Here is a 16,699-nt window from a genome sequence, read left to right as displayed (position 1 = left end):
TTCTCAATATCTACTAGGATCGCTGACATGCCTTCCTCCCACCCCCTCCTCGCCGCTGATCACCGGGCCGGAGTCGTCTACGAGATTCATGACGGCTCCCGGCGTGTCGCCGTCGCCGACAGCTGGCTCGCCGAGCACGCGGGCTTCCTCCACCTCCCCGCCGGTTCATCCGACCGCTGGGCGTTCGCGGACGACCGCGGCGGTGCGCTGGTCATCGGCGACGCGGACTCCGTACGACGCGTCCCGATCGCCATCCCGGCGGAGCATCTGGCCTGCGATCCGAGCGGCCGCCACGTGGTCGTCACCTCCGGTCTGGGCATGAACGAGGAAGCCTGGACCGACCTGGTCTCCGTCGTCGATCTCGCGACCGACTCCTCCGTGCGCTTCCGCGTGCGCACCGGTGAGCCCGGCGTCGTGGTCGCCCCGGATCAGGCCACAGGAGAGCCGATGATCGTGCTCCGCCATCGCGAACCCGGAGCCGTCGAGGCACTGCCCCTCGCGACGGCGCTCGCGGTCGGAGCGCACGCACCGGTCCTGCGCGGGCGCGTCGTCGACGACCTCGCCGCAGACGGACACGGCGACGTGATGGACCAGGCCTCCGGCATCATCGGCATCGCGACGAGCCGCGGCCTGGAGCGCTTCATCGTCGACGGGGGAGTTCCCCGCGCCATCGGCATCGTCGCGTGGCCCGTCGCAGGACGCGCGTACTACCTGCGCCTCGCGGGCGACACCGGGCGCGCCACCGGCATCGTCCGCGGAGGACCGGCCTCTCCCGGATCGTGGCCGGAGTGGACCAACACCTTCGTCGAGATCGACCTCGCGTCGGGAGCCTCCCGCATCGTGCCGCTGCCGCCGGGGCTCGCCTTCCGTTTCGCCCTCGCCACGGGCGTCGCAGCCGTCTCCGTCATCCACCCCGACGGCGATGTCGTGATCGTGATCGATCGCGAGGACGCGCGCATCGCGCGGATCACCCCGATCCCGGCGATGACGCACCCGCCCCGCGCTGGACGATTGCCGTGGGACGGCGTCGACGGCCGCCCTGCACAGCGCCGGTCCATCGCGATCGACCCCGGCACCGGAACGATCGCCGTCACCAGTGGCGGAGACGGCACGATCCACCTCGTCGACGACAGCGGCATCTCGACCATCGAGCTCCCCACCCCGCTCGACGAGGGCGGGCACCTGCTGTGGGCCGGCGCCGACCACCGCGCCGACGATCTGGTGGGCCGATGAGCGCTCATCGCTCGGTGCTCGACGACGCCCTCACCCGCGCAGAGCGTCACGGTCGACCCGGCCTGCCGGTCGGCGGCTTCACGCTGGGCCGAGCGGATGAACGCTCGCGCCGCGGCATCCATCGCCTCGACGGCACGACCGTGATCGAGCCCGACGGTCATCTGCACCGGATCTTCCCCTCCCCCGACGGCCGTCTCATCGCCGTCGAGTGGGCACCCTCCGCCGACGAGAACGCCGTCTTCGGCATCGTCGACGTCGCCGCCGGCACGTTGCGCCTGCACCCCGACATCCGCCTGCGCTACGACACCGTGCTCTGGGCGTCCGACTCGCGCAGCCTCGACGTGGTCGCAAGCCGCGACCGGAGGCTCGTGACCCTGGATGTCGAGACCGAGCAGCAGCAGACCGTCTCCCTCGACCCCGAGGCGCGACTGCGACTGTTCCCCGGCGGGGAGAGCGGCCTGCGCGCCCTCAGCTCGGGGTCGCGAGGCACGACGCTGACCGACCGTGCCACCGGCACGTCACCGGGTCGGTGGCCGGCGCTTCTGCGCGCATCCCCGCTCGATACCGTGGATCCGCACACCGGAGTGCTCGTGTGGCACGGGGGCGGTCTCGATGCCCTGGCGAGCGACGGCGCGGTGAGCGACGGCGCAGGGAAGAGCGGCTTGCTCTGGCGCTGGCACGACCCCGACGCGCAGATCGTCGATGTCGCGGTGCATGATGACCGCGTCGTCGTGCTCGCCGTGGTGGACGGGCGCAGCGTGCTCATCGACCTGGTCGACGGCATCGAGATCGAACGCTCCGATGCTGCCTCGTCCGCAGCCGACGCGGTCACCACGACCATGATCGCTGTCGACGACGGCGTGCTGCGACTGGGCGTCGAGGGGCCGCTGACTCCGCCGCAGATCGTCGAGCGCACGAAGGAAGGCACGACCGTCGTGCCGTCCCCCACACGCGCCTTGGGCACCACCGTGCGCTACGACTTCCCGGCCGACGACGGCGAGATCCTGACCGTCCACGTGACATCGCCGAGCGGAGCGGAGGGGCCGCTGCCGATGATCCTGACCTGCTACGGCGGGTTCGGCGTGCCCCACCTGCCGCTCTTCGAACCCACAGTGCCCGCGTGGGTCGAGTTCGGCGGGGCTTACGCCTCCGCGCAGCTCCGCGGTGGTGGAGAGCGCGGGCGAGCCTGGCGCGAGGCGGGTCATGGCGCCCGCAAGAGCCGCACGGTCGCCGACCTCGCCGACCTCGCACGCGGGCTCATCGAGGCAGGGATCACCCGCCCCGATCTGCTCGTCCTCGCCGGTGCTTCCCTGGGCGGAGTCGTCGCGGCCAGGTGTGCGATCGGGCATCCGGAGCTGTGGGCAGGCTTCGTGACCACCGCCGCTCCACTCGATCTGCTCGCCCTGGACGATCATCCGCTCGGGTCGCGCTGGCGAGCGGAGTTCGGCGACGACGGTACCCCCGAATCGCGCACTCGACTCCGCGCCCTCTCCCCTCTCGCACGCGCCGAAGCGCTTCCGGTCGGGTCTCCGATCCCCTCCTACCTGGGGGTCGTGCTCGGCGAGGACACCCGGGTGCTTGCTCGCGACACGCACCGGATGGTCGAGGCGCTCCAGAAGGCCGGTGGGTCTGCCCGACAGTGGACGGCAGCGGGAACAGGGCACGGTGCGAACGAGTCCGCCGCCCTCCACGAACTGGGCCTCACGGTGCTCGACTTCGCTGCCGAGGTCACGACGGGAGCCGCTCTGTGAGCGAGCCGACCGCCATCCTCACCGCACGGCGCGGACGACGCCTCGCCTCCCTGCGGCGACGGAGCGGAGGGCGCACCCGAAACCGGCGCAGGGGTCGGCGGATGCTGCCCGTGGGTCCGACCGTGACGACGATCGCCGTGCTCGCTGTGCTCGTCCTCGTGTTCTCCGCCGCCACCGGACCTGTCGCGGTCTCTCCCCTCGACGCCGCGAAGATCGTGATCGGTCACCTCGTCCCCGGCCTGCCCTGGATGTCCGACGGCACGCTGACCCCGTTGCAGGACCAGGCCGTGTGGCAGTTCCGGGTGCCGCGGTCGCTCCTGGCCGCGCTCTCGGGCGCAGGGCTCGCTCTCGCCGGGGCGATGATGCAGGCGGTCGTGCGCAACCCGCTCGCCGAGCCGTACATCCTCGGCGTCTCCTCCGGAGCGAGCGTCGGCGCCGTGCTGGTGATCGTCTCGGGCGGCGCGACGTTCCTCGGTCTCACCATGAGCGGGGCGGCCTTCGTGGGCGCGATGGTCGCCTGCATCCTCGTGGCCATGCTCGCGCGCATCCGCGGAGAGCTGTCTCCGACCCGCATGATCCTCGCCGGCGTCGCCCTGGGAGCCCTGTTGAGCGCGGTGACCAGCTACCTCACACTCACCACCGATGCCCAGAACGTCGTCAGCGTGATGTTCTTCCTGCTCGGCAGTGTGTCGGCCGCCGACATGTCATCGCTGCTGATCCCGGCGGTGGCACTCGCCATTGCGTGCATCGCGGTCTTCGGGCTCTCGCGGTCGATGAACGCCCTGCTCGCCGGCGACGAGTCCGCGATGGCCGTCGGCGTGCGCACGGCCCGGTTGCGCGGCCTGCTGCTCGTGCTCGCCTCGCTCCTGACCGGCGCGATCGTCGCCGTGAGCGGCGGCATCGGCTTCGTCGGACTCGTCGTCCCGCACATGGCTCGACTCCTGGTCGGCTCGGATCATCGGCGGATGCTGCCGATCACCGTCCTCGGCGGTGCGCTGTTCCTCATGGTCGCCGACCTGCTGGCCCGTACGGTCGCGATGCCGACCGAGATCCCCCTCGGGATTCTCACCGCCTTCGTCGGGGCTCCCTTCTTCCTGTGGTTGATGCGCAGCGGCGGCGAGCGAGCCGGGTTCGACCGATGAGCGTGCTGTTCGATGACGTGAGCGTCGCGCGCGGCGGCCGTACCGTGCTGCACGGGATCGATCTCGAGGTCGGATCCGGACGCATCGTTGGACTCCTCGGCCCGAATGGCAGCGGCAAATCCACCCTCCTGCGCGCGCTCTTCACCGGCCAGCGTCCGCGGCACGGTCGCGTGCTGATCGATGGCGCCGACGTCTCGCAGCTGGCCCCGCGCGCCCTCGCCCGCACCGTGTCGGTCATGCTGCAGGACGCACCGTCCGAGTTCGATCTGACCGTGCGGGAGACCGTGCTCGTCGGCCGCTCACCGCATCGCCCGCCCTTCAGCCGGGACACCCCAGAGGATCAGCAGATCGTCGATGAGGCTCTGCGCACCGCCGACGTGCATGATCTCGGCGACCGCCTGGTGCGGTCACTCTCGGGCGGTCAGCGCCAACGCGTGATGCTCGCCCGCGCGCTCGCCCAGAACGGCGAGATCCTCGTGCTGGACGAGCCGACCAACCACCTCGACATCGCCCACCAGCTCGACCTGATGCGCGTCGTGAGCGGACTCGGAACCACCGTGATCGCGGCCCTGCACGACCTCAACATCGCTGCGGCGTTCTGCGACGACGTCGCCGTGCTCGATCAGGGCAGGCTCGTGGCCTTCGGCCCACCCGACGCGGTGCTCACCCCGGCGCTCGTCGACGAGGTCTTCCACGTCACCGCCCGCATCGCCATCGAGGTCGACACCGGCGCGCGGGCGATGACCTTCCACCCCCGACAGCCCGTCGGCGGCTGACCCACCCGGCATCCGAACTCATACCCCTACCCGCACCAACGAAGGAGAACACGAATGACACCCCGTACCCGAACCACCCGTCTGCTGGCCGCCGTCACCGTCGGTCTGGGCGCGATCGCCCTCACCGCATGCGGCGGTGGGGTCTCGAACGGAACGGCACCCGCCGCCTCCGGTGAGGCGATCACGATCGAGAACTGCGGCCGCACGGTCGAGATCCCGTCCACGCCGACCGCCGTCGTCGGGATGCACCCGTCGCAGACCGAACTGCTGCTGCGTCTCGGTCTCGCCGACGCGCTCGTCGGTCAGGCCCAGGCCACGGCGCAGAAGCTGCCGTCCGACGTCGCCGATCTCGCGGCCGACGTGCCGGTCATCGGCGGAGACTCCCCGCCCAGCCGCGAGGAGCTCCTCGCCGTCGAACCCGACTTCGTGTACTCACCCACCACCTACGAGTTCACCGCCGAGCAGGGCTTCGCCAGCATCGAGCAGCTCGCAGACGCCGGTGTCGCCGCCTACACCGCGACCGGCGGATGCTTCGACCGTCGCATGGAGGGCACGGTCGACGACCTCTTCACCGACCTGGAGAACCTCGGCGCGATCTTCCACGTCGAAGACGAGGCGAACGACCTGATCGCGTCGTCTGAGACCGAGCTCGCCACCGTGGACAAGGCCATCGAGGGACAGGACCGCCCCCGCGTCGCGCAGGTCTTCGTGGAGGGGACCACCCTCACCGCGATCGGGGCCGGCATCGAGTACGACATCCTGCAGCGCGCCGGTGCCGACAACGTCTTCACGCCGGAAGACCCCGCGTTCGCCGACTTCTTCGCCGCCGAGATCACCCCGGAATCCCTCGCCGCCGAAGCGCCTGACGCCCTCGTCTTCGCGGTGTCCGACCCCGCACACGAGGCCGCCGTCCGCTCCTACTTCGCTGCGACCTTCCCCGACATGCCCGCCGTGCGCGACGGCCGCCTGATCGCCGTGCCATCGACCGACCTGTTCCCCGGCACGCTCGGCAACGTCTCGGCTGTGCGGCTCATCGCCGAGGGGCTCTACCCCGACGCCGTCTTCGACTGAGCCGCGTCGGTACGCACTGCGCCCCGGAGACCTCGGTCTCCGGGGCGCAGACCCTCCGGGCTCGCTGTCAGGCCTGCATCACCGCGAGCACGTTGCCCGCGGGATCGCGGAACCACGCGATGTCCGGACCCCGACCGTTGCCGCGCACGATGCCGCGTTCATCGGAGGGGAACTCCTCGTCGCTGTAGATCTTGGTCTGCACCCCCCGGGCGATGAGCTCGTCCACGGCGGCGTCGACATCGGCCACCGGGAAGTTCAGGATCGTGAAGCTCGCCGGCGTGTGGTTCGGCTTCGAGTAGATGAGGATCGACCCGCCGCTCGGCAGCCGCAGGTCGAGGAAACCCATCGCGTTGCGCTCGACGTCGAGGCCGAGGGCCGTGCCGTAGAACTCTTCCGCCGCGTCGATGTCGTCGACGCTGAATCCGCTGAATGCGTTGTCCGCTGTGAAGGCCGCCATGGTTCCAGCATCCGCCGTCCTCCGCCGATTGTCGAGGCCTTCCTCTGAGCCCTTCATCGGGGTCGTGCATCTCCCCGGCGAGCCACCAGCCGGGCCGTGAGGCGGTCGGTCACCCGCAGCGGATCGAACAGCGCCCCGAGCCCGCAGCTCACGAGCAGGGCATGCACGCCCAGGCAGATCCCGATCACGATCGCGGTGAGGAGGATGGGGGCGATGGCCTCGACCACGTCCGTCGTCCTCCCGCCCGTCGACCGCAGGACCGCATCGATGAAGGCGAGGGGCATCATGTGCAGCACGTAGATCGGCAGGGTGCGCTGTCCGATCCAGCGCAGCGGCCGCGCGACGACGTCGACGTGACGGTCCAGGAGCACGCTGAGCGAAACCCCGAACGCCACCGCGATCACGGCGAGCGCGGGCCACACCCCCGGCAGTAGACGGATGGCCAGTCCTGCCACGACCGCCAGCGCCGCGACGTACACGGCGGCGAGCGCGACGGCACGCCACACCCCGACATTCTTCGCGAAGCGTTCGACGAGCGCACGCAGACGAAGACCGGTGAGGAAGAAGAACAGGTTCTGCACCAGCTGCCACAGGTTGCCGAGATCGGGGATGACCCCGGCCCCGGCGACCGCCGCGATCACGAAGGCGGCAGGCAGCACCACGACCGCCGGGATCCTGCGGCTCAGTCGACCGATCGCCAGGTACACCGCGAGCGCGAGCAGGTACCAGAGGTTCGTCGGGCTGATGGTCAGCTGCGCGAGCAGCTCCCACCCGCTGGTCGCCCGAGCCGTGTCGAAGTCGGGCGCCAGAGCGAGCACGAACGTCTGGATGACGACCCAGACGATGTAGAGCAGCGCCAGCCGTGCCGCTCGCCGCCGCCAGGAACTGCCGTCGTCGGCGAGCACTGCGCGCGCGGCGAACATCCCGGAGACCAGGAAGAACAGCGGTATCCGCAACGGCAGCAGTTGCGCGTTCAGCGTCGCCCAGGCGTCGGTGACCGGACCCGCACCCGGAGCCTCGATCGCGTGCTTGGTCACGACATGCCAGAGCACCACCAGGATGATGCAGATGCCCTTCGCGACATCGGGCCATCCGATGCGTGGCGCGGGAGCCGCCGTCACGACGCCGCGCGCACGAGCCGTGCCACCAGGTCGACGTAGGTCACTCCCGCCGCAGCGAACATCCGTGGTACCTGCGATGCCGCTGTCAGCCCCGGCATCGTGTTGACCTCGTTGAGCACCGGACCGCGGTCGGTCAGGAAGAAGTCCATCCGCGCGACTCCCTCGCATCCGAGAGCATCGAACACGGCGATCGCCGCCCGCTTGAGGGCAGACACCTCACTGGTGTCGAGCTGCGCCGGAACCGTGAACCGCGCGCTGCCGTCGTACTTCGTAGCCGTGTCGAACAGTCCCGTCGCGTGGATCTCGAGGGGCGGAGCCGCCCAACGGATGCCGCCCTTCTCACGCAGCACCGCCACGTCGATCTCGCGCGCCCGCACGACCTCTTCGATAAGGATCCGGCGGTCGAAGCGCGCGGCCTCGTGCAGCGCGGCGAGCAGATCCTCCTCCCGCGTCACGAGGCTCACACCGTGGCTGGATCCGGCCGACACCGGCTTCACCACGACTGCGCCTTCGAACTCCACATCTCCGATGTCGTCCGCCGATACCAGCCGACCGCGTGCGGTGCCCAGCCCGACGGCATCCGCCACCAGCTTCGTCGTCCATTTGTCCATGCCGATGGCTCCGGCGCGCAGGCCCGACCCCACCACACGCACGCCGGCGAGCGCGCACAGCGCCGCGAGGGCGCCATCTTCGCCCTGGGCGCCGTGCACCGCGGGGAAGACCACGTCGGTCCGCGTGAACAGCGGAAGGGCGAGGGCGAGCGACTCGACGGCCGAGCCCCCGTTCGGGCGCCCCTCGACGCGCCAGATCCCGTCACGGTCGATCGTCACGCACGTGACCTCGTGATCGCCCATCCGCAGGGCGGCGGCGACCGCGGCCGCCGACGCCAGCGACACCTCGTGCTCGGCGTTCTGCCCGCCGCCGATGACCAGCACCTTCGTCGTCATGCGACGCTCCTCTGCACTCGCGGCCCGATTCCGGTGACGATCGTGTGCGGGATGGTTCCCGCCCAGCGTGCCCACTCCTGCACCGAAGGCACGGCTCCCCCTTCGGGCCCGAACACGGTCGCGATCGTTCCCCGCGGGAACAGCACGCCGCCCGTGTCGACCACGATCTGGTCCATCGACACCCTCCCGACGAGCGGATACCGCACCCCGTCGATCTCCACGCCGGCCCCCGCTGCCCGTTCCCGCGGGATGCCGTCGGCGTACCCGACACCGATCACGGCCAGATGCGTCTCCCGGTCGGTCACCGCGGCTCCTCCGTAGCCGACCGGGGTTCCTTCCGGAACGCGCGCACTGTGCACGACCGGCGCCGTCCAGCGCGCGGCCCCCACCAGCGCGGTCGTCTCCGACGGGTCGATGCCGACGAGTCCCGCCCCGATCCGCACCATCCCGAAGTGCGTGGCGGGGTCGGTCAGCGCTCCGGACGTCGCGGCGAGATGCACGAGCACCGGCCCGAGTCCTGCGCGCAGCACGGCGTCACGCCCCTGTCGCATCCGGAGCACCGCTGCCGCGTTCACCGCCGGATCGGCCTCATCGGCACGCGGCAGATGCCCCATGACTCCCGTGATCTCGATCCTGCCCCGCCCGGTACGCGCCAGCCGGAACAGCGCGGACCAGTCATCGAGAGGACACCCTCCCCGCGCCATGCCGGTGTCGAGATGCAGGTGCACGCGCACCGTATCCCTGGCATCGGCGATCAGTTGACGCAGCTCTTCGACAGAGCCGACAGCGATGTCGATGCGGTGTTCCGCGGCGGCTTCCGCATCGACCCCCGACGGGTTCAACCAGGAGAGGATCGGCACATCGAACCCGGCCTCGCGGAGCGCGACCGCCTCGGCGACGTCGGTCACCCCCAGCCATCCGGCTCCGGCGGCGACCGCGGCTCTCGCCACGACGACGGCTCCATGCCCGTAGCCGTCGGCCTTGACCACGGCCATGATCGGCACGGCGGTCACGGCCTGCACGCGGCGCAGGTTCTCGGCCACGGCCCCGGGAAGAGTGGACAGCGTCGGCGCGTGCAGGCGTGAGAACGTCGTGTGCTCGGTGGCGAGAAGAGTGGTCATCGCTTCGTCCTCGGGTCGGCGGTCGGGTCGGCGAGCATCTCGGGGCATCCGTCGTCGACGGCGTCGGGGCGCAGCTCGTAGTGCCACGACTCGTTCGCGTAGATCTGGCAGAGGCCGTAGCGCGAGCCGCGCTGGGCGAGCCAGTCGAGCGCCGCCCACGGGCCGAGGTCGACCGCATCGCCTGTGACGTGCTCCGAGGTCTCAGGGGTGGCCACCCAGCGGCGCGCCTCTTCTTCGGATCCGTACTGGACGATGGCCTCCTGCAGCATCCATTCCTGCAACGCGGGAGAACGCCATCCGCTGTTCACACGCATGGTCACCCCGTCGGCCTCGGCGTCGGAGGCGGCGCGCTGCAGCGCCGCGAGCAGGGCGGGGTCGAGGTTGCCGACGGCGACCCGGTCGGCCTCGAAGACCGTGGGCTTGTCGTCGTCGAGGATCACGCCGTCGGCCTCGGTCGGGGCGGTCGCCGAGCCGGCGGAACCTCCGGTCGGAGCGGGGGTCGGAGCGGGCGAGGGGATCGTGTGCGCTGCATCGGCGAACGCCACGGACAGCGACTGCTGCACCGCGAACGCGAGGATCACAGCCGCAGCGAGGGCGATCAGCGAGACGACGACACGGCGACGGCGACGCACTCGCAGTGGATGAGGGATGGCGCGGGTCTTCATGTTCCCAGTGAAGAAGGAGCCCGGTTGCCGGGGCGTATGCGCTTTTGCATATGCTGCCGATATGCCGCACTGCGTAGGATCGCAGCCATGCGTGTACTGATCGTCGAGGACGAGCCCTACCTCGCCGAGGCGGTACGCGACGGACTGCGGCTGGAGGCGATCGCCGCCGACATCGCCGGCGACGGCGACACCGCCCTCGAACTGCTGAGCATCAACTCCTACGACCTCGCCGTGCTCGACCGCGACGTGCCGGGCCCTTCCGGGGACGACATCGCCCGATGGATCGTGGCTTCCGGCAGCGGCATCCCCATCCTGATGCTGACCGCCGCCGACCGCCTCGACGACAAGGCGACCGGCTTCGAGATCGGCGCGGACGACTATCTCACGAAGCCGTTCGAGCTGCGCGAACTCGTGCTGCGCCTGCGTGCCCTCGACCGTCGCCGTCAGCGCAGCCGGCCGCCCGTGCTCGAGGTCGCGGGGCTGCGCCTCGACCCCTTCCGTCGCGAGGTGTACCGCGACGACCGCTACGTGGCGCTGACGCGCAAGCAGTTCGCAGTGCTGGAGGTGCTGGTCGACGCCGACGGCGGAGTGGTCAGCGCCGAGGAGCTGTTGGAGCGCGCCTGGGACGAGAATGCCGACCCCTTCACGAACGCGGTGCGCATCACGGTGTCGTCGCTGCGCAAGCGTCTGGGCGAGCCGTGGCTGATCCTGACGGTGCCCGGCGTCGGATACCGGATCGGGACGGACGCCGATGCGTAGACGCCGCGGGATGAGTGCCCGTCTCAAGCTCACCCTCAGCTATGCGGCTGTCGTGCTGGTGTCGGGGCTCCTGCTCCTCGCCGCTGTGGCCCTGTATCTGCTGCGGTACGTGCCGGACGTGCAGATCCCCTACTTCGAGGTCCGCGTGCCGAACCGCTCCGACCTGATCCGGGCTTTCGTGCCGGTCGCCTCCACCGTCATGGTCGTGCTGCTCGCCCTGGGCCTGGGGGGCGGATGGCTGCTCGCCGGACGGATGCTGGCACCTCTCGAGCGCATCGGCGACGCGGCGCGGCTGGCCGCGCAGGGATCGCTCTCCCATCGGATCGCGCTCCCCGGCCCCCGCGACGAGTTCCGCGACCTCGCCGACGTCTTCGACTCGATGCTCGAACAGCTCGAGGCGCACGTCGCGGAACAGCAGCGATTCGCCGCCAACGCCTCACACGAACTGCGCACACCTCTCGCGATCTCGCAGACCCTGCTCGAAGTCGCACGCGATGACCCCGAGCGTGACGTCGATGCGCTGATCGTCCGCCTGCAGGAGGTCAACACTCGTGCGATCGACCTCACCGAAGCGCTGCTGCTGCTCAGCCGCGCCGACCGACGGACGTTCACCCGCGAGATCGTGGATCTGTCGCTCCTCGCGGAGGGAGCGGTCGAGGCGCTCGTTCCGCTCGCGGATCGTCGCGGCGTCGCCGTGGAGGTGGGCGGCGTACCGGCACCGGTGCTCGGCTCCGCCGCCCTCCTGCCGCAGCTGGTGACGAACCTCGTGCTCAACGCGATCGTGCACAACCTGCCGTCCGGCGGAGCCGTGGCCGTGCGCACGCACTCCATGCCCCATGCGGTCGCGCTGGTCGTCGAGAACACCGGCGAGCTGCTGCCGGCGCACCGTGTGGCGACGCTCGTCGAGCCTTTCCAGCGCGGAGCCGAGCGCACCCGCAGCGACGACCACGCCGGAGCGGGGCTCGGCCTCGCGATCGTCGACCGCATCACCCAGGCGCACGGCGGGACACTGGTGCTCACGCCGCGCACGGACGGCGGCCTGATCGTGACGGTGTGGCTGCCGCATCCGTACCCGGTGGGGTCTCCCGCCTGACCGCACGCCGGTCGGTCGTGGTTCACGCCATCCCGTTCACGTCCTCCCGTTCACGCCCCGGGTCCGGTGCCCCTCGGGTCCACCCCGGTTCACGTCCCCTCGGCCGACGCCCCTCGGGTCCGCCCGGTTCAGATGTCGGAGGATTTCACGGATGTCGGGCCGGAAGGCGGTCTCCCGCCCGACATCCGTGCATCCTTCCGACGGGTGAACCGGACGCCCGGCCAAATACCCGAACCAGATACCCGACGCGACGCCGAAGACGAACCGGATGCCGCTCGACTCAGGCCACGCGGGGGTCGCGCGTCGCGGCGAGCTCGCGGCCGTAGGTGCGGGCGTCGGCCTCGGCGTTCTCCTTGAGCTCGCGCGCCGTGTCGGCGAAGGCGTCGAGGGCCGGGTTCACGCCGACCAGGGTGAACGGACGCTGCACGACGCGCAGGTCGAGACCCCAGACGTCTTCGAGCACGCGGCGCAGCCAGCCGGTCGAGTGGTCCCAGCCCTCCTTGGGCGAGCCCGGGGCGTAGTTGCCGCCGAGCACCGTGACCAGGGTGGCGGGTTTGCCGTTCAATGCGGTGCCGGTCGGGTCGATGCGCGGGTCGGTGTAGGCGAGGTCGAACCAGGTCTTGAAGTGCTGCGAGACGCCGTAGTTGTACAGCGGCACTGCGAACAGCAGTGCGTCGGCGCCGATCAGCTCGTCGGCGAACCGCGTGGCGAGAGCACGGGCGTCGTTCTGCGCGGGGGTGCGCTGGGCCTCGTCGACGAAGCCGCCGGTCACGGCGTCCGCCCAGGCCGTCGCGGGCACCGGGTCGCTCGCCAGGTCGCGGCGGGTGACGGTCGAGTCGGGGTGGGACGCCGTCCACTCGGCCTCGACGAGGTCGGCGAGCGCGCGACTGGCGGACGACCCGGGAAGGATGCTGGCATCCAGGCGGAACAGGGACATGGGCCTACCTCTCGTTTTCGTAGTCGCTAGGTTTTTCTTAGCGACACTGGTTAACGTAGCACGGGTAGGATAGGGACATGGCCGAGGTCGACGAAGAACGTCAGGTGTGCGACGTTGCCGTCACACTGGCCTTCAGCGTGCTCGGAAAGCGATGGAACGGCATGATCGTGTCGTCGCTCGGCGGCGGTCCATCGACCTTCGTCGCGTTGCGCCGGGCGGTCGCCGGAATCAGCGACACCGTGCTCTCGGACCGTTTGGCCGAGCTCACCGACACCGGACTCGTCGCCCGCACCGTCGATACCGGCCCACCGATCACCGTGTCGTACGCACTCACGCCCAGCGGCGAGGGGCTGCTGCCGATCCTCGATCAACTCGGCCGATGGGCCTCGGCGAATCTCGCCGAACGCGCGCACTGAATCCGGCGCCTCGTCCACCGAGGCTCGGACGGCGGGTCAGCCCTCCAGATGCAGGAGCACGGAGCGGTCGGGATCGAGGTTCGGCATCTCGACGCCCACGACCCGCAGCGCTCGACCCGACAGTTCGATCGCGCCGTCGAGCCACGGGGGCTGAGCGCCCTCGAGCGGCTCGTCGTCGGGGGCGATGCGCGTCACACGGTAGATGCGGTCGTCGTCGAGGCCCGGGATCGCGAGCCTGCCCAACGGTGACGTGCGGGGCCGCTCGGTCAGCGAGAGCGCGAAGAGCGCCTCGGAGCCGTCGGGTGCGACGACGCCCTCCAGCCGTGCGGCCGGCTCGGCGAGGTCGGCGTGCACGCTCACCCCTGCGTGCAGCAGTGCGCGGAACCGTTTGTGGAGCGCGATCCATGCTGCGACACCCGCTCGGCTCGGCTCGTCTTCGACGAGGAGATTGAGTTCGACCCCGAGATTGCCCCAGATCGCCTTCTCGCCACGGTACGAGAGCGGATGCTGGCGGTGAGTGGTGTGCGAGTGCTCGGCACCGATGTGCGTGCCCTGGTATTCGGGCGGCACGAGCAGGCCCGTCCAGCGCTGGATCTCCATGCGCTCGTGAGGGTCGTTGCAATCGCTCGGCCACACCCGCTGCGTGCGCGCGAGCACTCCGAGATCGATCCGACCGCCGCCCGAGGCGCACGACTCGATCTCGAGCCCCGGATGCCGCCGATGCAATTCGTCCATGACCCGGTAGGCGGCGAGAGTGTGCGCGCGATAGCCGGCCCTGCCGGTCGGGGTGTGCCCTGCATCGAGCAGGTAGCGGTTGTGGTCCCATTTGATGTAGGCGATGTCGAGCTCCGCGACCAGGGCGGACACGGCCTCGAGCACGTAGGCCTCGGCCGCCGGATGCCCCAGATCGAGCACATGCTGGTGGCGGGAGGGCATCCCGGCCCCATGCCCGGCGTCGAAGAGCCACTCTGGATGTGTCCTGGCGAGCTCGGAGTCGAGGTTGACCATCTCGGGCTCGAACCACAGACCGAAGTCCATGCCGAGCTCGCGAACCCTGGTCGCGAGCGGGGCGAGGCCATCCGGCCAGCGCTCCCGGTCAATCGTCCAGTCTCCGAGGGAGGTCGTGTCATCACGACGACCGACGAACCAGCCGTCGTCCACCACGAACCTCTCGGCGCCCGCCTCTGCTCCTCGCTCCGCGAGCGCGATGAGCGCGGCGGGATCGTGATCGAAGTAGACGGCTTCCCAGGTGTTGAGGATCACCGGGCGCGGCCCGTGGGGGTGGTTGGAGGATGCGCGCAGATGACGATGGAATCGCGCTGCGAGCTCATCCAGGCCGTCACCCCACGATCCGTACTGCCATGGGGTGACGTACTCGTCGTCGAGGCCCAGCGTCACCTCGTCGGCGACGAGGAGCTCGGAGGCGACGAGTCGGCGCACGTCCGCGGGGGTGCGTTCGGCGCCGAGCGTCTGGTTGCCGCTCCACCCGAGGTGCGTGGCCCAGACGCGACCCGAGCGGAACCCGAACCCACGGCGCCCGGCAAGGACGAGCATCGTGTGCTCGAGTCCCGGCTTGCCTCCGCGCGAGGTGCGCACCCATTCGCCCACGTCGAACGCGCGGCGCTGCGGAACACGCTCCAGCGACCAGCGTCCGGTCAGGTCCATGACCTCATCCGCCTCCTGCGGAACGGGGAGCGCGAGCTCGAGCCCCCCGACGCGCACCCGTTCTTCGCGCCCATTGCGCAGCAGTGCACGCTGGCGCACGAGACCACTGGCGTGGAGCACCTGCAGCTCGATCTCGAGTTCGAGGCCGTACTGCGCGTCTGCGCCGGAGACAGTCACTCCCTGCACTTCGGAATCGTCGATGCGCGCGACGGAGGTCACCGCGAACTTCGCGGCCCAGTCTGCGCCATCGCGATCCGCGACGAGGCCAGGGCGCCCCATCCAACCCTCCGGCAGCTGCGCCAGCACGGGAACCGGCTGCGGATACGTCACCGCGCTGTCGCCGATGGCGGGGAGCGCCGTGGACGCGAGGGCGACCAGATCTTCGACACGGAGGTCACCGAGGTCTTCGCCCCAGTGGATGATGCGGGGCAGGCGGCCGTCGGAGAGGAGCACGACCACGCTCGTCCCGCCGGCACGCAGGTGGACGACGTCTTCGGCATTCACTGAGTGATGCGGTGCTGTGGGGGCCATCTTCGAGTCCTCGTTCCGCGGGTCGTACCGGGCATCTTCGCCGCCGCGGATCTCCCGCGACGTTTCAACGCTAGAGCGCTCGGACCGCCAGGGCCAAGGCGTCAACCGATGATCGACATGGACATTCCGACGATCTGCGTCGATACTCGGATCGTGCTCATCCCCGACGGGTTCCCCGGACAGCGCATGCTCGTCCTCCCCCGCCCCCTGGTCAACGAGGTGTTCCGCATGCCGGGGACACCACAGCTCATCGTGACCGACTGCGGCTACTTCCCCCGCGCTCATTCCCACGGCAAACGTCGCACACAGGCGATCGACGAGGTCGTGGTGATCGCCTGCGTCGACGGAGCCGGTTGGTGCGAGACCGCGACCGGGCGTTTCCCGGTGTCGCGGGGCCAGGTGCTGGTGCTTCCTCCCGGCCACGAGCACGCCTACGGCGCCGATGCGGACGATCCGTGGACACTGTGGTGGTTCCATGCGGCAGGACCCGAGCTGAACCGCTTCCTCGAACGCGCGGGGATGACGATAGAGAACCCCGTGCGGCGCCCGCACGATCCGCATCGCGTCGCGACGCTGCTCGCCGAGATCCTGCAATGGGCCGAACGGGACACGACTCTGCCGAGCCTCCTCGCCGCTTCCGGCGCAGCCTGGCACGCGCTCACCCACCTGGCGGCCAGCCGCAGCGCGGCCGATGACACCGAGGAACTCATCGAGCAGAGCGTGCGGTACCTGCGGGAGCACCTCGCAGAACCGTTGAGCGTCGCCGACCTCGCCGCATCGGTCTCGCTGAGCACCTCGCATTTCAGCGCCCTGTTCAAACGGCACACCGGGCAGCCGGTGCTGCGCTATCTCACCATGCTGCGCATGGCGCGAGCGCGAGAGCTGCTCCACATCACGAACTGGACGATCGCGAGCATCGCCGCCGAGGTCGGCTTCCCGGATGCGTTCTACTTCGCCCGACAGTTCAAGAAGGTGCACGGCGTGAGCCCCCGCGCGTACCGCGGCTGACGCGGA

The 16,699-nt window shown here is 70.3% G+C and carries 16 protein-coding genes; 9 read left to right on the top strand and 7 right to left on the bottom strand.

Annotated features, from left to right (window positions below; genetic code table 11):
* Nucleotides 1–27: 27 nt before the first annotated feature.
* Genes ACIQLD_RS13705 through ACIQLD_RS13685 form a run of 5 tightly spaced genes read left to right on the top strand, consistent with a single transcriptional unit; the run spans nt 28 to nt 5,973 of the window.
* Nucleotides 28–1,233, top strand: a complete 1,206-nt coding sequence (locus ACIQLD_RS13705; protein ID WP_402608695.1) for a hypothetical protein — start codon at nt 28–30, stop codon at nt 1,231–1,233.
* On the top strand, nt 1,230–2,984 hold the full coding sequence (locus tag ACIQLD_RS13700; protein WP_402608693.1) for a prolyl oligopeptidase family serine peptidase: 1,755 nt from the start codon (nt 1,230–1,232) through the stop codon (nt 2,982–2,984). Before ACIQLD_RS13705 ends, ACIQLD_RS13700 begins: the two co-directional genes overlap by 4 nt.
* Entirely contained in the window at nt 2,981–4,126 is a 1,146-nt protein-coding gene (locus ACIQLD_RS13695) for a FecCD family ABC transporter permease (RefSeq protein ID WP_402608691.1), read from the top strand. Before ACIQLD_RS13700 ends, ACIQLD_RS13695 begins: the two co-directional genes overlap by 4 nt.
* Nucleotides 4,123–4,902, top strand: a complete 780-nt coding sequence (locus tag ACIQLD_RS13690) for an ABC transporter ATP-binding protein (protein WP_402608689.1) — start codon at nt 4,123–4,125, stop codon at nt 4,900–4,902. The genes ACIQLD_RS13695 and ACIQLD_RS13690 overlap by 4 nt, the downstream gene beginning before the upstream one ends.
* A gap of 54 nt (nt 4,903–4,956) precedes the next feature.
* A complete protein-coding gene (locus ACIQLD_RS13685) occupies nt 4,957–5,973 on the top strand; it encodes an ABC transporter substrate-binding protein (protein ID WP_402608687.1) in 1,017 nt (338 codons plus the stop codon).
* A 67-nt stretch (nt 5,974–6,040) separates the two neighbouring features.
* Here the strand turns inward: ACIQLD_RS13685 and ACIQLD_RS13680 are convergent, their stop codons facing one another.
* Genes ACIQLD_RS13680 through ACIQLD_RS13660 form a run of 5 tightly spaced genes read right to left on the bottom strand, consistent with a single transcriptional unit; the run spans nt 6,041 to nt 10,284 of the window.
* On the bottom strand, nt 6,041–6,430 hold the full coding sequence (locus ACIQLD_RS13680) for a VOC family protein (protein ID WP_402608685.1): 390 nt from the start codon (nt 6,428–6,430) through the stop codon (nt 6,041–6,043).
* A gap of 53 nt (nt 6,431–6,483) precedes the next feature.
* Complete coding sequence (locus ACIQLD_RS13675) at nt 6,484–7,551, bottom strand: acyltransferase family protein (protein ID WP_402608683.1); 1,068 nt, start codon at nt 7,549–7,551, stop codon at nt 6,484–6,486.
* On the bottom strand, nt 7,548–8,498 hold the full coding sequence (locus ACIQLD_RS13670) for a D-alanine--D-alanine ligase (RefSeq protein ID WP_402608681.1): 951 nt from the start codon (nt 8,496–8,498) through the stop codon (nt 7,548–7,550). The genes ACIQLD_RS13675 and ACIQLD_RS13670 overlap by 4 nt, the downstream gene beginning before the upstream one ends.
* A complete protein-coding gene (gene alr / locus ACIQLD_RS13665; protein WP_402608679.1) occupies nt 8,495–9,619 on the bottom strand; it encodes an alanine racemase in 1,125 nt (374 codons plus the stop codon). Before alr ends, ACIQLD_RS13670 begins: the two co-directional genes overlap by 4 nt.
* On the bottom strand, nt 9,616–10,284 hold the full coding sequence (locus ACIQLD_RS13660; protein WP_402608677.1) for a M15 family metallopeptidase: 669 nt from the start codon (nt 10,282–10,284) through the stop codon (nt 9,616–9,618). The genes alr and ACIQLD_RS13660 overlap by 4 nt, the downstream gene beginning before the upstream one ends.
* Nucleotides 10,285–10,371: 87 nt before the next feature.
* Here ACIQLD_RS13660 and ACIQLD_RS13655 point away from each other — a divergent pair, with 87 nt between their 5' ends.
* Together ACIQLD_RS13655 and ACIQLD_RS13650 are read left to right on the top strand one after the other, a co-directional pair.
* Nucleotides 10,372–11,043, top strand: a complete 672-nt coding sequence (locus ACIQLD_RS13655; protein ID WP_021198371.1) for a response regulator transcription factor — start codon at nt 10,372–10,374, stop codon at nt 11,041–11,043.
* A gap of 10 nt (nt 11,044–11,053) precedes the next feature.
* Entirely contained in the window at nt 11,054–12,136 is a 1,083-nt protein-coding gene (locus ACIQLD_RS13650) for a sensor histidine kinase (RefSeq protein ID WP_402608675.1), read from the top strand.
* A gap of 280 nt (nt 12,137–12,416) precedes the next feature.
* Here ACIQLD_RS13650 and ACIQLD_RS13645 read toward each other — a convergent pair whose 3' ends face one another.
* On the bottom strand, nt 12,417–13,073 hold the full coding sequence (locus ACIQLD_RS13645) for an FMN-dependent NADH-azoreductase (protein WP_402608673.1): 657 nt from the start codon (nt 13,071–13,073) through the stop codon (nt 12,417–12,419).
* A gap of 77 nt (nt 13,074–13,150) precedes the next feature.
* Between ACIQLD_RS13645 and ACIQLD_RS13640 the strand changes: the two genes are divergently transcribed.
* Nucleotides 13,151–13,489: a winged helix-turn-helix transcriptional regulator gene (locus ACIQLD_RS13640; protein WP_402608671.1), complete on the top strand. Its 339-nt coding sequence runs from the start codon at nt 13,151–13,153 to the stop codon at nt 13,487–13,489.
* A 36-nt stretch (nt 13,490–13,525) separates the two neighbouring features.
* On the opposite strand, the gene ACIQLD_RS13635 is transcribed toward ACIQLD_RS13640, so the two are convergent.
* Nucleotides 13,526–15,685, bottom strand: coding sequence for an alpha-galactosidase (locus tag ACIQLD_RS13635; protein WP_402608670.1), 2,160 nt, complete (start codon nt 15,683–15,685; stop codon nt 13,526–13,528).
* A gap of 108 nt (nt 15,686–15,793) precedes the next feature.
* Here ACIQLD_RS13635 and ACIQLD_RS13630 point away from each other — a divergent pair, with 108 nt between their 5' ends.
* A complete protein-coding gene (locus ACIQLD_RS13630) occupies nt 15,794–16,693 on the top strand; it encodes an AraC family transcriptional regulator (RefSeq protein WP_402608668.1) in 900 nt (299 codons plus the stop codon).
* The last annotated feature ends 6 nt before the right edge of the window (nt 16,694–16,699 follow it).

The sequence above is a fragment of the Microbacterium sp. NPDC091662 genome (assembly GCF_044756705.1).
In the GTDB taxonomy this organism is placed as follows: Bacteria; Actinomycetota; Actinomycetes; order Actinomycetales; family Microbacteriaceae; genus Microbacterium.
The sequence above is the reverse complement of the archived record's forward strand: the minus strand, read 5'-3'. Positions and strand labels throughout refer to the sequence as shown.

Excerpts from the sequence above, each read along its gene's own strand:
- ACIQLD_RS13705 (WP_402608695.1), top strand. The coding sequence starts at position 28 with ATGCCTTCCTCCCACCCCCTCCTCGCCGCTGATCACCGGGCCGGAGTC.
- ACIQLD_RS13700 (WP_402608693.1), top strand. The coding sequence starts at position 1,230 with ATGAGCGCTCATCGCTCGGTGCTCGACGACGCCCTCACCCGCGCAGAG.
- ACIQLD_RS13690 (WP_402608689.1), top strand. The coding sequence starts at position 4,123 with ATGAGCGTGCTGTTCGATGACGTGAGCGTCGCGCGCGGCGGCCGTACC.
- ACIQLD_RS13685 (WP_402608687.1), top strand. The coding sequence starts at position 4,957 with ATGACACCCCGTACCCGAACCACCCGTCTGCTGGCCGCCGTCACCGTC.
- ACIQLD_RS13680 (WP_402608685.1), bottom strand. The coding sequence starts at position 6,430 with ATGGCGGCCTTCACAGCGGACAACGCATTCAGCGGATTCAGCGTCGAC.
- ACIQLD_RS13670 (WP_402608681.1), bottom strand. The coding sequence starts at position 8,498 with ATGACGACGAAGGTGCTGGTCATCGGCGGCGGGCAGAACGCCGAGCAC.
- alr (WP_402608679.1), bottom strand. The coding sequence starts at position 9,619 with ATGACCACTCTTCTCGCCACCGAGCACACGACGTTCTCACGCCTGCAC.
- ACIQLD_RS13660 (WP_402608677.1), bottom strand. The coding sequence starts at position 10,284 with ATGAAGACCCGCGCCATCCCTCATCCACTGCGAGTGCGTCGCCGTCGC.
- ACIQLD_RS13655 (WP_021198371.1), top strand. The coding sequence starts at position 10,372 with ATGCGTGTACTGATCGTCGAGGACGAGCCCTACCTCGCCGAGGCGGTA.
- ACIQLD_RS13650 (WP_402608675.1), top strand. The coding sequence starts at position 11,054 with ATGAGTGCCCGTCTCAAGCTCACCCTCAGCTATGCGGCTGTCGTGCTG.
- ACIQLD_RS13645 (WP_402608673.1), bottom strand. The coding sequence starts at position 13,073 with ATGTCCCTGTTCCGCCTGGATGCCAGCATCCTTCCCGGGTCGTCCGCC.
- ACIQLD_RS13640 (WP_402608671.1), top strand. The coding sequence starts at position 13,151 with ATGGCCGAGGTCGACGAAGAACGTCAGGTGTGCGACGTTGCCGTCACA.
- ACIQLD_RS13635 (WP_402608670.1), bottom strand. The coding sequence starts at position 15,685 with ATGGCCCCCACAGCACCGCATCACTCAGTGAATGCCGAAGACGTCGTC.
- ACIQLD_RS13630 (WP_402608668.1), top strand. The coding sequence starts at position 15,794 with ATGATCGACATGGACATTCCGACGATCTGCGTCGATACTCGGATCGTG.